Origin of the sequence: Roseovarius sp. MS2, from assembly GCF_051447875.1 — a bacterium.
In the GTDB taxonomy this organism is placed as follows: domain Bacteria; phylum Pseudomonadota; class Alphaproteobacteria; order Rhodobacterales; family Rhodobacteraceae; genus Roseovarius; species Roseovarius mucosus_A.
The window spans coordinates 1,466,602-1,478,503 of sequence record NZ_JBKHVF010000001.1; the positions used below are offsets into that span (position 1 = coordinate 1,466,602).

Genomic DNA, 11,902 nt, shown 5'->3' on the forward strand with positions numbered 1-11,902 from the left:
GTGGTGGCAGATCTTTTCGATAGCGGCGCTACGCCTTGCCCGGATACTGGCCCCCGTCCGCTGGCAGACAGGCTCCGGCCGCGCCGTCTGATGGATGTGATCGGACAGGAACAGGTGCTTGGCCCTGAGGCCCCGCTTGGGGTGATGCTCGCCTCGGGAAGCCTTTCGTCGCTGGTGTTCTGGGGCCCACCCGGTGTGGGCAAGACCACCATTGCCCGGCTCTTGGCGGATGAGACGGACCTGCATTTTGTTCAGATCAGCGCCATTTTCACCGGCGTTCCAGACCTGCGCAAAGTGTTCGACGAGGCAAAGCATCGCCGCACTCAGGGCCGTGGTACGCTGCTTTTCGTCGATGAAATTCACCGCTTCAACAAGGCGCAGCAGGACGGGTTCCTTCCGCATATGGAGGATGGCACGATCCTATTGGTTGGCGCCACGACGGAGAACCCGAGTTTCGAGTTGAACGCCGCCCTGCTCAGCCGCGCGCAAGTTCTGGTGCTCACGCGCCTCACTCTGGCAGATCTGGAGCGCCTCGCACAGCGCGCCGAACAAGAGTTGGGCCGCGCCTTGCCGCTCGACGGTCCGGCGCGAGAGGCGCTGCTTGACATGGCCGATGGGGATGGGCGCGCGCTTCTCAATCTGATTGAACAAGTCGCCGCGTGGAAAGTCGAAGGCAAGCTGGACAGCGCCGCTCTGGCCACGCGCTTGATGAAGCGCGCCGCCAAATATGACAAGTCGGGAGATGAACATTACAACCTCATCTCTGCGCTGCATAAATCCGTGCGTGGATCGGACCCGGATGCAGCGCTCTACTGGCTGGCGCGCATGCTGACAGGGGGTGAGGACCCGCGCTATCTTGCACGGCGCATCCTGCGCATGGCGATCGAGGATATTGGCCTCGCCGACCCGCAGGCGCAATCCATCTGCCTGCATGCTTGGGAAACCTATGAGCGGATCGGCAGCCCCGAAGGCGAATTAGCATTGGGTCAGGCGGTGGCCTATCTCGCGCTCGCACCCAAATCGAACGCAGGTTACGCAGCCTACAAGGCCGCGCTGCGCGAGGCGAAAAAGACCGGGAGCGCGCCGCCGCCAAAGCATATTCTCAACGCTCCCACCCGGTTGATGAAGGAACAGGGCTACGGAGAGGGCTATGCCTACGACCATGACGCCGAGGATGGTTTCTCTGGCCAGAACTACTTTCCGGATGGCATGAAACGCCCGGTTCTCTATCAACCGGTCGAGCGCGGTTACGAACGCGAGCTCAAAAAACGACTCGAGTATTTCGCCAAGCTCCGTCTGCGTCGCACCTGAGGAAACCAATAAAACCTCAGAATTTATGACCTTTTTATCTATAGGCAGGGTGCGATTAAGGTCTGGAAACGCGCCGCGTTTCGTGTTTTGTTATAAGAATGTCGCTTTTGTGCATCCTTGTTGACCCTCCGAAACCCAAGGTTTCTGGATGGGCTGATGTCGCGTCTTCGCAAATCCAAGAAACAAAACAAGACAGGGAAACCCTATGAAAAAGAATATTGATCAAGTCCTTCTGGACCAGCTTGCGCAGGCTGCTTGCACCGGCGCAATCTCTCGCCGGTCGTTCCTGCATTTTGCCTCTGCTGCGGGTCTGACCGCCTCTGCCGCGACCGGCCTTTGGGGAACATCCGCCGCCGCCAACCCGACACCGGGCGGCACATTCCGCTGGGGCATTCACGATGGCAACACCTCGGACACCCATGATCCGGGGACGTATGTGACCCGTCAGATGATCTTTTTGGCCCACACACATCGCAGCTATCTGACCCTGATTGAGCCGGACAACTCCCTTGGTAGCGATTTGGCCACCGGATGGGAGGCGACGCCAGACGCCATGCAGTGGACCTTCACGCTTAACCCAGATGCTGCCTTTCATAGCGGCAAGCCGGTCACGGCGCAGGATGTGATCGACAGCCTCAATCATCACCGGGGCGATGCCTCTACCTCGGCCGCTAAGGCGCTTTTGACGGATGTGACCGACATCACCGCTGATGGCGACCACACGGTTACAATCAGCCTTGCCCGTGGCAATGCCGATTTGCCTTGGCTCATGACCGACTATCACTTTGCGATCTGCCCCTCGAATGGCGATGGTACTATTGACTGGCAGTCGGGTGACGGCTCTGGCCCCTACAAGATCGACTCTGGCGAATTCGGCATTCGCTGGGAATTGACGCGCCACGATGGCTGGCACGGGACCGGTGCCTATTTTGACAAGGTAACGATGATCGTCCTCAACGATCCCAATGCACGCCAAACTGCGCTGGTGACGGGGGATGTGGATTGCGTGTCGCTGATCGAGCTTAAGACGCTGGCGCTCTTGCAGCGCAATCCCGACATATCGGTCGACAACATCCCCTCTGGCGGCGCAATCACGATGCCGATGTTCTGCGACACGGCACCCTTTAGCGATGTGCGCGTGCGCACCGCGCTGAAACTTGCGATGAACCGGGATGAAATTATCGAAAAGATTGCTTTTGGCGCCGCGACCAAAGGCAATGATTTCCATCTTTCGCCGGTCCAGCCCTATTGGCCCGAGGACATCCCGCAGCGGGAATATGATCCGGATCAGGCCAAATCGCTGCTCAAAGAGGCAGGGCAAGAGGGGCTTTCCGTCAATCTCTCGGTGGCCGAGAGCGTCTATACGGGCGCGGTTGATATGTGCGTGCTCTATGCCGAACAGGCCAAGGCGGCAGGGATCGACATCAAGGTCGTGCGCGAGCCAAGCGATGGCTATTATTCTGATGTCTGGCTGAAAAAGCCGTTCAGCGCCGTGTCTTGGGGCGCACGCCCGACGCCCGACGTTATGTTTACGCTGGCCTACAAGAACGATGCCGCCTGGAACGAAAGCCGTTGGCAGAACGAGCGCTTCAACGAATTGCTGCTCAAGGCCAAGGCCGAACTGGATCAGACCCTGCGCGCCGAGATGTATCGTGAGATGTGCCTTTTGATGCGCGACGACGGTGGCACCCTTCTTCCGTTCTTCAACAACTGGGTCTATGCGCGCGGCAAGGGCGTCAAGCGCCCGGAACAGGTTGCGGCAAGCTGGGGCTGTGATGGCGCACGCGCCGCAAGCCGCTGGTGGTTTGAGGCCTGACGCCACTTTCAAGACCCGGCACCATAGGGTGCCGGGTTTTCAACCACCGAAGCCTGGGCAAGCCCGCTTCGGCATTTTGCGTCACTGCGATGGGTCTGATGCGGAAATATTTTCCGCCGAGACCCAAAACACTGTTAGCCTAAGCCATAAAGGCCGCGCCACGTGACAAGGCGAAAGGCAAAAACAGCAGGAGGGAAAGATGGGGGATATCCTTGGGCTCGTCGCAAAACGGCTCGGATTGGGATTGATCATTCTACTGGTCATATCCGTGATCATATTTTTTATGGTCGAGCTTTTGCCCGGCGACATTGCGCAGGCGGTGCTGGGACAGGGCGCAACGCCCGAGAATCTGGCGGCACTGCGCAAGGAAATGGGCCTCGATCAGCCCGCAATCATTCGCTATCTGCATTGGCTCTCTGGGGCGGTGATGCTCGATTTCGGCAATTCCATCGTGACGGGGGCCAGCGTGGCCGAAACGATTGGCGAGCGCTTTGCCAATACGCTTTTTCTCGCCGCCTACGCCGCCGCGATTGCCGTGCCGATTTCCATCGTGCTGGGTGTCCTTGTGGCGCTTCTGCGCAACTCGATCTTTGACCGGGTGGCGAATGTTGCGACGCTCACCTCGATTTCAAGCCCAGAGTTCTTTTTGGGCTACATTCTTATTCTTTATCTCGCGGTCAAGACGGGCATGTTTCCCGCCATCGCCAGCCTCAGCAATGACATGAGCTTTGGTGACCTGCTCTACCGCACATTCCTGCCGGCGCTGACCCTCGTTCTGGTTGTGACTGCGCATATGATGCGGATGACCCGCGCGGCGATCATTAACCTTTTGGCGTCGCCCTATATCGAAATGGCCCGCCTCAAGGGTGCGCCCCCCTGGAAGGTCATTGTCAAACATGCCCTGCCCAATGCTTGGGCTCCGATCATCAACGTGGTGGCGCTCAACCTGGCTTATCTCATCACCGGCGTGGTGCTGGTTGAGGTTGTCTTTGTCTATCCGGGCATTGGTCAGGCGCTGGTCGATGCGGTCAGCAAACGGGATTTCCCCGTGGTTCAGGCGTGTTGTCTGATCTTTGCCGCGACCTTCATCCTTCTCAACCTCGCAGCGGATGTGGGCTCAATCCTGACCAATCCGCGCCTGCGGCATCCGAAGTAAGGGTCTAGAGATATGAGTGTATTCGTCATCGCCTACTATACCCTGTTGCTCGGTGCATCCTGCCTTGCAGCCTATTTCAACAAGCGGTCCGCCTTTTTGCTGCTCTTTTCCCTGACGTTGGTCTCCTTTGTTCTGGGCATCATCGGCGGCGTTTCGGCTCTTCGCATCGTGGCCATTCTCGCGGGGCTCTTGGCCCTTTCGGCCATGGTTTCCTATGCCTTCCGCGAGTTTCTGGTCGCGATGGCGTCCAAGAACCTTGCCAAGGAATTGCGCACGGCGCCGCTCACGGCGGCTTTTGGCATGTTTGTGATCTTTACCGTTGCCGTCGCGGGGATCTTTGCTCCGCTCATCGCACCCCATGGCGAGGCAGTGGTTATCACCTCGGCCTTTGCCCCGGCGGACGCAAATATGCTGCTTGGCGCGGATCAACTGGGCCGCGACATCTTTAGCCGGCTGGTCTATGGCGCGCGCAACACAGTGGCACTGGCACTGGCGGGCACGGTCATGGCGTTTCTTCTGGGGGCGCTCGCCGGTCTCATGGCCGCAACCTCGGGTGGTTGGTTCGACCAATTCCTAGCCCGGACCTCGGATGTGATCATGTCGATTCCGTCGCTGATCTTTGCCCTGCTGATGCTGTCGATCTTTGGTGGCGACCTTGCGAACGATACCACCAGCTTTTGGCTGCTTTCGACGTTCACCGGGATCACGGGCCTTTTGCTCGTCTCGGCAATTGCAGAGCGCAGCCTGATGGGCTGGGTCATTGGTCTTGCGATCCTTGCGGGGGTCGCGGCACTGTTTGGCGGCTTTATGCTGGCGATCTTCAACCCGTCCGAGATCATCCTTATTCTGGTGGTTGCGGTCATCTATAGCCCGCGCGTTTTCCGCCTGACGCGGGCGGTGGCGGGCAACGTGGTTGTGATGGATTACATCGAGGCCGCGAAACTGCGCGGCGAACGCAGATGGTATCTCATCCGCCGCGAGATTCTGCCCAATTCCACAGCCCCTTTGATCGCGGAATTCGGTCTTGAATTCTGCTTCGTGTTCTTGCTTATCGCGGGGCTTTCTTTCCTAGGGCTTGGCATTCAGCCGCCCACCGCCGACTGGGGCTCTATGGTGCGTGAGAACGCAACGCTGATCTCGTTTGGCGATATCACCCCGCTCATCCCCGCAGCGGCCATCGCGCTTCTGACCGTTGCGGTTAACTTCGTGGTGGACTGGATGCTCTACCGTTCCTCCGGCCTGAAGGTGTGACCCCATGATCAAGAGCAAAGACGTACTTCTGAAAATCCGCGACCTGAAAATTCAGGGCTATTCCGACGAAACCTGGGTGGACATCATCAAGGGCGTGGACCTTACCCTCCATCGTGGCGAGGTGATGGGCCTGATCGGTGAATCGGGTGCGGGTAAATCGACCATCGGCGCGGCCTGCATGGGCTATGCCCGCGATGGCACGCGCATTTCCAACGGTTCGATCGAGTTCGACGGGATGGAACTGACCACCGCCTCCGAGGGTGAGCGGCGTATGCTGCGCGGCTCGCGCATTGCCTATGTGGCGCAATCGGCGGCGGCCTCCTTTAATCCGGCGCACAAGATCATCGACCAGCACACCGAAGCGCCGCTGCAATACCGTCTGAAAAAGCGGCTAGAGGCGCAAGAGGATGCCATGGACCTCTATGAGAGGTTGCGCCTGCCCAACCCCAAGGAAATCGGATTTCGCTATCCGCATCAGGTTTCTGGCGGGCAGTTGCAGCGTGCAATGACCGCGATGGCCATGTCCTGTCGGCCTGATCTGATCATCTTTGATGAACCCACAACCGCGCTCGACGTGACCACGCAGATCGAGGTTTTGGCCGCGATTCGCGACATCGTCGATCAATTCAACACCGCCGCGATCTACATCACCCATGACCTTGCCGTGGTGGCGCAGATGGCCGACACGATCAAGGTGCTACTCAAAGGGCGCGAGGTCGAAGAAGCGCCCACCAAGCAGATGCTCGACAATCCGCAGGAAGAATATACCAAATCCCTCTGGGCTGTGCGCAGCTTTCAAAGCCCGCAACGCCATCGCCCCAAGGATGGCGTGCCCCTGATTTCAGTGCGCAATGTCGACGCCTCCTACACCGGCGGGGCCAAGGTTCTGGATGATGTCAGTTTCGACATTTATGAAGGAATGACCGTTGCGGTGGTGGGTGAATCCGGCTCGGGTAAATCTACAACAGCGCGGGTGATCACAGGTCTTTTGCCGCCCTCCAAGGGCGAAGTGTTGTTCAAGGGCAAACCCTTTCCACCCAGCTACAAGGACCGCACCAAGGATCAATTGCGCCAGTGCCAGATGATCTATCAGATGGCGGATACCGCGCTCAATCCCAAGGTCCGGATTTCCGAGATCATCGGGCGTCCGGCCGCCTTTTATTCGGGGCTCAAAGGGGTCGCGCTTAAGAACCGGGTGGACGAATTGCTCGATCTGATCGAGTTGGAACCCTCGCAATATTACAACCGTTATCCGCCTGAATTGTCTGGCGGCCAAAAGCAGCGGATCGGTATTGCCCGCGCCCTTGCGGCGGAACCAACCTTTATCGTCTGCGACGAGGTGACATCAGCCCTTGATCAGCTGGTGGCCGAAGGTATCCTGCGCCTGCTCGACCGGCTGCAGAACGAGTTGGGGCTGGCCTATATGTTCATTACCCATGATCTCGCAACGGTGCGTTCCATCGCCGATGAGGTGGTGGTGATGCAGCATGGCAAAGTGGTTGAGCAGGGCCCCAAGGACGAGATGTTTACACCGCCACACCACCCCTACACTGATCTGCTGCTCAGCTCGGTGCCAGAGATGGACCCCAATTGGCTAACCACGTTGCTCGAAGAGCGCGGGATAGACAATGTCGGCGATGCCGCCGCAGCGCGAATCGATCCAAACGATCCCAAGGTCTCGGGTGCGAACCTTTGATATTACATCGGGTGCGGAGGGGGCTCTCCCTCCGCGCCACTATGCGCTGATTTATGGATGATGCGGCGTTACAGGATCGCCATGGCAGAGAAAACGAACGTGCCGATGATCGCGCCATAGACGATCACCACTGCCTGCCAAGAGGCACTATGCGCGCGCAGTTCGCGGTTCAATTCGTCGCGGGTCATCGGCTTGCCTCCGTTATAGCGTTGCGTCCCCGGATCGCTTTCACGATCACAGGGCGCACATAATAGATTTCTGCGTTTGCACAATGGGTATTTTGGCGAAAATCCATGCGTTTACGGCATGCCACCTGCCCGATTTCGGCATATCGCGCGATTGCGAAGGCTCAGTGTCTGAAACCGACCTTTGCAGAGCACAGGGCCTTTCAGCACAATGCAGCACTCGGGCTTTTATTCTTCAGGGAATTGCGCCACGCATTGCTGGACCTGAACCTGCGCCTGCTTTCTCAGTTGCGGGAGGATTTTCTGGTAATCCGCCAATTTGCGGCGCTCCTCAGATACGTCAATTGCGACTGGCGTGGTCTGGGTGCGGTACTGCGTTGTGGGGCAGGGGTAGGGGATCACGATGTTCCGGTACGGATCGTTACGATAGCAGGTCGACGGCACCGTGTAGGGCACCGTTTGCGTGTGTAGCGCATAGCCGCGCGCGATATTTCCCTGGGCGGTTGCGATAGCGGCCTCAACGCTGCGATATTGCTCGGTTGCACCAGAGATGCATTGCTCTCGCGGCGTGGCACAGGCGGCAAGCAGTCCCAGAGAGGCCACCTTGATCAATGATGCTATGCGGGTGTTCATCGGAGAGTTACCTTTCTGCAATCCCCGATTCTAGCCACACTTCCGGCCTAAGCTCAACTGCCGCTATCGCCTTCCACCAAGGCCGCAATGATCGCCTTGGCGCTTTCCGAGTCCCAATGCGCATCCCCTTGCAGGCGCGCGATCTCATGGCCTTCCGGATCAATGATAACCGTGATGGGCAGGCCAAAGACGCCCATGGCGCGGGCGAGCGCGCTCTTGGGGTCGGTGTGCAGTGGCAGATTGTCGACGCCGATCTCATCAAAGAATTTGGCCATGGCGGTGGGGGCATTGCGGCCCGTGGCAATGGTCACAACCTCGAAATCCTCGCTTCCCATTTCAGTTTGCAGATTCGAGAGCGTGGGCATTTCGGCGCGGCAGGGGGCGCACCACGTGGCCCAGAAATTCAGCAAGACATGACGCCCTTGAAAATCGGCGAGCGTTCCGATGGTGCCATCAGCGCGGGTGTATTCTGTCTCAGGAACGGGCGCGGGCGAAGAGTGGAAATTCAGTTTTTTCATGTCGCCGTCTCGCAGCGCCTCAAGCGTGGCAATATCGGCCATGGCAGCATTTGCACCAAGGGCCACGGCCATATAAAGGACGATCTGACGAATGCGTTTCATAATTCCCTCCGAAGGGCCAAAGACATGACTGACAAGACCTCGAACCAGATGTGGGGCGGCCGCTTTGCCGCTGGGCCGGATGCGATCATGGAGGCAATTAATGCCTCGATCTCATTCGACAAGCGGATGGCGGCACAGGATATTGCCGGCTCGAGGGCCCATGCCGCGATGTTGGCGGCAACAGGTATCGTCAGTGATAGTGATGCCGCCGCGATGAGGGAAGGCCTCCTCACGGTCTTGTCAGAAATCGAGGCGGGGGAATTCACCTTTTCCACAGCGCTTGAGGATATTCACATGAATGTCGAGGCGCGGCTCAAGGATTTGATCGGCGCGCCTGCTGGGCGGCTGCACACCGGCCGGTCGCGCAACGATCAGGTGGCCACCGATTTCCGGCTCTGGGTGCGGGATCAACTGGATGCGGTGGATCAGGCGTTGCAGGCGTTGATGCATGCCCTTCTGGTGCAGGCAGAGGCAGGATCAGACTGGGTGATGCCGGGGTTCACCCATTTGCAGACCGCACAACCGGTGACATGGGGGCATCATATGATGGCCTATGTCGAGATGTTTGGCCGCGATCTAAGCCGTGTGCGCGATGCACGGGCGCGGATGAATGAATGCCCCTTGGGCGCGGCGGCGCTGGCGGGCACGTCCTTTCCGATTGACCGCGAGATGACAGCCAAGGCGCTGGGCTTTGACCGCCCCTGCGCCAATAGCCTGGATGCTGTCAGCGACCGCGATTTCGCACTGGAATTTCTGGGCGCGGCCAGCATCTGTGCCATGCATCTAAGCCGCTTTGCCGAGGAGTTGGTGATCTGGTCGTCGGCGCAGTTTCGGTTTGTGGCGCTGAGCGATCGGTTTTCCACCGGGTCAAGCATCATGCCGCAAAAGAAGAACCCCGATGCAGCAGAGTTGATCCGCGCCAAAGTGGGGCGGATTTTCGGGGCCAATGTGGCACTGATGATGGTCATGAAGGGCCTGCCGCTGGCCTATTCCAAGGATATGCAGGAAGACAAGGAACAGGTCTTTGACGCCGCCGACAACCTGATGCTGGCGCTGGCCGCGATGGAAGGCATGGTGCGCGACATGGCGGCGCGGACGGATAATCTAGAGGCCGCAGCCGGGTCTGGCTTTTCGACCGCAACCGATCTTGCGGATTGGTTGGTGCGGGTACTCGATATGCCATTTCGCGAGGCGCATCACGTGACAGGGGCCTTGGTGGCCAAGGCAGAGGCCAAGGGGTGCGATTTGCCAGACCTGAGCCTGACCGAGATGCAAGAGGTGCATGGCGAAATCACCGCGTCGATCTATGATGTCTTGGGCGTGCATAATTCGGTTGCCTCACGCGTGAGCTATGGGGGTACGGCACCGTCACAGGTGCGCGCGCAAGTGGCGCGGTGGAAGGAACGGTTGGGATGAAACGACTTGGATTTGCTTTGCTCGGCCTAGCGATTCTGTCAGGTTGCGGCGTCGATGGAGAGCCGGTGCGCCCCTCGGCGGGGGTGAACGTTGGTGTTGGCACCAATGGGGTCAATGTCGGTGTCGGCGGTGGTGTTCGCGTCGGTGGCGTTAATCTTGGCGTGGGGTTGGGCCTGTGAGATGGGTTTTTGCGGCGCTGGCCATTTGGGGCGCTATTCATCCGATGTACTGGTTCCTGCAATGGTTCGGGCAAAACGGATATGATCTCATGGGTATGGTCGATGCCTGGCACGCCAACGCCGCAAGCTCGGGTCTGGTCTGGGATCTGACGATTGCTGCCGTGGCGCTTACCGTTTGGGTGATTGCTGAGGCCGTAAAGCACCGGCACTGGCTGGGCCTGATCGCCATTCCGGCGACGTTCTGCATTGGGGTGAGTTGCGGTTTGCCGCTCTATCTGTTCTTGCGGGCATCGCGGGGCGGCCTACGCGACATTTGAGTATTTTTGGAACGATGAAACGGGGCAGGATGGCGCGTGGATCACTTTCTCTATCATAATGGCGTGTTGCACGCCGAAGATGTGCCGCTTTCAGAGATCGCTGAAGCGGTTGGCACGCCGTTTTACTGCTATTCCACGGCTACCCTGTCTCGGCATTTCCGCCTGTTTGACGAGGCGCTGGCAGGTATGGATCATCTGGTTTGCTACGCCATGAAGGCGGCGAGCAATCAAGCGATCCTCAAGACGCTGGCGGGTTTGGGCGCTGGCATGGATGTGGTCTCGGGCGGTGAGTATGCGCGCGCGCGTGCCGCAGGCGTGCCGGGCGAGCGCATCGTGTTCTCGGGTGTGGGCAAGACGCGGGATGAAATGCGCATGGCCCTTATCGGCGGCATCCGGCAATTCAACGTCGAGAGCGAGCCGGAAATGGCGGTGCTCAATGCCGTGGCGCTGGAATTGGGCCTTCGTGCGCCGATCACAATTCGTGTCAATCCCGATGTGGATGCCAAGACCCATGCCAAGATTGCTACCGGCAAGAGCGAGAATAAATTTGGTATTCCGATTGCCCGAGCGCGCGAGGTCTATGCGCAGGCTGCGGCCCTGCCGGGGCTCGAGGTGATCGGGATCGACGTTCATATCGGCAGCCAACTGACCGAGTTGGCACCGTTCCGCCTTGCCTATGAAAAGGTCGCCGAACTCACGCAGGTTCTGCGCGCCGATGGGCATGATATCCGTCGTCTCGATCTGGGTGGCGGTCTGGGTATACCCTACACCCGCTCGAACGAGGCCCCGCCGTTGCCCACGGAATATGGCGCGCTGATCCGCGAGGTGCTGGGGCATCTGGGCTGCGAGATCGAGATCGAGCCGGGCCGCTTGATCGCTGGCAATGCTGGGATTCTGGTTGCCCGCGTGATCTATGTAAAATCCGGCGAAGGGCGGGATTTCCTGATCCTCGATGCTGCGATGAATGACCTGATCCGTCCGGCAATGTATGATGCGCATCATGATATCGTGCCCCTGCACGAGGCGACACCGGGGGTCGAGCAACGCCCCTATGATGTGGTGGGGCCGGTCTGCGAATCGGGCGATACTTTTGCCAAAGGGCGCATGCTGCCGCCATTGGCCGAAGGTGATCTGGTGGCGTTCCGCAGTGCTGGTGCCTATGGCGCGGTGATGTCGAGCGAGTATAACACGCGGCCTCTGGTGCCCGAAGTTCTGGTGCATGGGCGTGACTTTGCCGTGATCCGGGGCAGACCGACCTTTGACGAAATGATAAATCGCGATACCATCCCTGAATGGCTCTGACGCGATGGGCGCGCGGGGCC

The 11,902-nt window shown here is 59.1% G+C and carries 11 protein-coding genes; 9 read left to right on the plus strand and 2 right to left on the minus strand.

The window, feature by feature from the left end:
- Window positions 1-3: 3 nt before the first annotated feature.
- From ACLGGT_RS07285 to ACLGGT_RS07305, 5 genes are all read left to right on the plus strand, one after another.
- Entirely contained in the window at window positions 4-1,311 is a 1,308-nt protein-coding gene (locus tag ACLGGT_RS07285) for a replication-associated recombination protein A (RefSeq protein WP_437195473.1), read from the plus strand.
- A gap of 205 nt (window positions 1,312-1,516) precedes the next feature.
- Complete coding sequence (locus ACLGGT_RS07290; RefSeq protein WP_437195475.1) at window positions 1,517-3,127, plus strand: ABC transporter substrate-binding protein; 1,611 nt, start codon at window positions 1,517-1,519, stop codon at window positions 3,125-3,127.
- A 199-nt stretch (window positions 3,128-3,326) separates the two neighbouring features.
- Entirely contained in the window at window positions 3,327-4,283 is a 957-nt protein-coding gene (locus ACLGGT_RS07295) for an ABC transporter permease (RefSeq protein ID WP_008281212.1), read from the plus strand.
- A gap of 12 nt (window positions 4,284-4,295) precedes the next feature.
- Complete coding sequence (locus ACLGGT_RS07300) at window positions 4,296-5,534, plus strand: ABC transporter permease (protein ID WP_437195478.1); 1,239 nt, start codon at window positions 4,296-4,298, stop codon at window positions 5,532-5,534.
- A gap of 4 nt (window positions 5,535-5,538) precedes the next feature.
- A complete protein-coding gene (locus tag ACLGGT_RS07305) occupies window positions 5,539-7,230 on the plus strand; it encodes an ABC transporter ATP-binding protein (protein ID WP_151977644.1) in 1,692 nt (563 codons plus the stop codon).
- A gap of 413 nt (window positions 7,231-7,643) precedes the next feature.
- On the opposite strand, the gene ACLGGT_RS07310 is transcribed toward ACLGGT_RS07305, so the two are convergent.
- Both ACLGGT_RS07310 and ACLGGT_RS07315 read right to left on the minus strand, forming a co-directional pair.
- Complete coding sequence (locus tag ACLGGT_RS07310) at window positions 7,644-8,048, minus strand: hypothetical protein (protein ID WP_151977646.1); 405 nt, start codon at window positions 8,046-8,048, stop codon at window positions 7,644-7,646.
- Window positions 8,049-8,101: 53 nt separating this feature from the next.
- A complete protein-coding gene (locus ACLGGT_RS07315) occupies window positions 8,102-8,668 on the minus strand; it encodes a TlpA family protein disulfide reductase (RefSeq protein WP_008281218.1) in 567 nt (188 codons plus the stop codon).
- A 24-nt stretch (window positions 8,669-8,692) separates the two neighbouring features.
- Here ACLGGT_RS07315 and argH point away from each other — a divergent pair, with 24 nt between their 5' ends.
- Genes argH through lysA form a run of 4 tightly spaced genes read left to right on the plus strand, consistent with a single transcriptional unit; the run spans window position 8,693 to window position 11,882 of the window.
- The gene (gene argH, locus ACLGGT_RS07320) at window positions 8,693-10,084 is read left to right on the plus strand and encodes an argininosuccinate lyase (RefSeq protein WP_437195481.1); all 1,392 of its coding nucleotides are present in this window, start codon (window positions 8,693-8,695) and stop codon (window positions 10,082-10,084) included.
- Window positions 10,081-10,263, plus strand: a complete 183-nt coding sequence (locus ACLGGT_RS07325; RefSeq protein ID WP_037297825.1) for a hypothetical protein — start codon at window positions 10,081-10,083, stop codon at window positions 10,261-10,263. The genes argH and ACLGGT_RS07325 overlap by 4 nt, the downstream gene beginning before the upstream one ends.
- Entirely contained in the window at window positions 10,260-10,580 is a 321-nt protein-coding gene (locus tag ACLGGT_RS07330) for a DUF2834 domain-containing protein (protein ID WP_037297828.1), read from the plus strand. Before ACLGGT_RS07325 ends, ACLGGT_RS07330 begins: the two co-directional genes overlap by 4 nt.
- Before the next feature lie 36 nt (window positions 10,581-10,616).
- Window positions 10,617-11,882, plus strand: coding sequence for a diaminopimelate decarboxylase (lysA, locus tag ACLGGT_RS07335; RefSeq protein ID WP_081507189.1), 1,266 nt, complete (start codon window positions 10,617-10,619; stop codon window positions 11,880-11,882).
- Window positions 11,883-11,902 lie beyond the last annotated feature (20 nt).

What these genes read in the sequence shown, in the direction of transcription:
- ACLGGT_RS07290 (WP_437195475.1), top strand. Translation starts at nt 1,517, where the DNA reads ATGAAAAAGAATATTGATCAAGTCCTTCTGGACCAGCTTGCGCAGGCT.
- ACLGGT_RS07295 (WP_008281212.1), top strand. Translation starts at nt 3,327, where the DNA reads ATGGGGGATATCCTTGGGCTCGTCGCAAAACGGCTCGGATTGGGATTG.
- ACLGGT_RS07300 (WP_437195478.1), top strand. Translation starts at nt 4,296, where the DNA reads ATGAGTGTATTCGTCATCGCCTACTATACCCTGTTGCTCGGTGCATCC.
- ACLGGT_RS07305 (WP_151977644.1), top strand. Translation starts at nt 5,539, where the DNA reads ATGATCAAGAGCAAAGACGTACTTCTGAAAATCCGCGACCTGAAAATT.
- ACLGGT_RS07310 (WP_151977646.1), bottom strand. Translation starts at nt 8,048, where the DNA reads ATGAACACCCGCATAGCATCATTGATCAAGGTGGCCTCTCTGGGACTG.
- ACLGGT_RS07315 (WP_008281218.1), bottom strand. Translation starts at nt 8,668, where the DNA reads ATGAAACGCATTCGTCAGATCGTCCTTTATATGGCCGTGGCCCTTGGT.
- argH (WP_437195481.1), top strand. Translation starts at nt 8,693, where the DNA reads ATGACTGACAAGACCTCGAACCAGATGTGGGGCGGCCGCTTTGCCGCT.
- ACLGGT_RS07325 (WP_037297825.1), top strand. Translation starts at nt 10,081, where the DNA reads ATGAAACGACTTGGATTTGCTTTGCTCGGCCTAGCGATTCTGTCAGGT.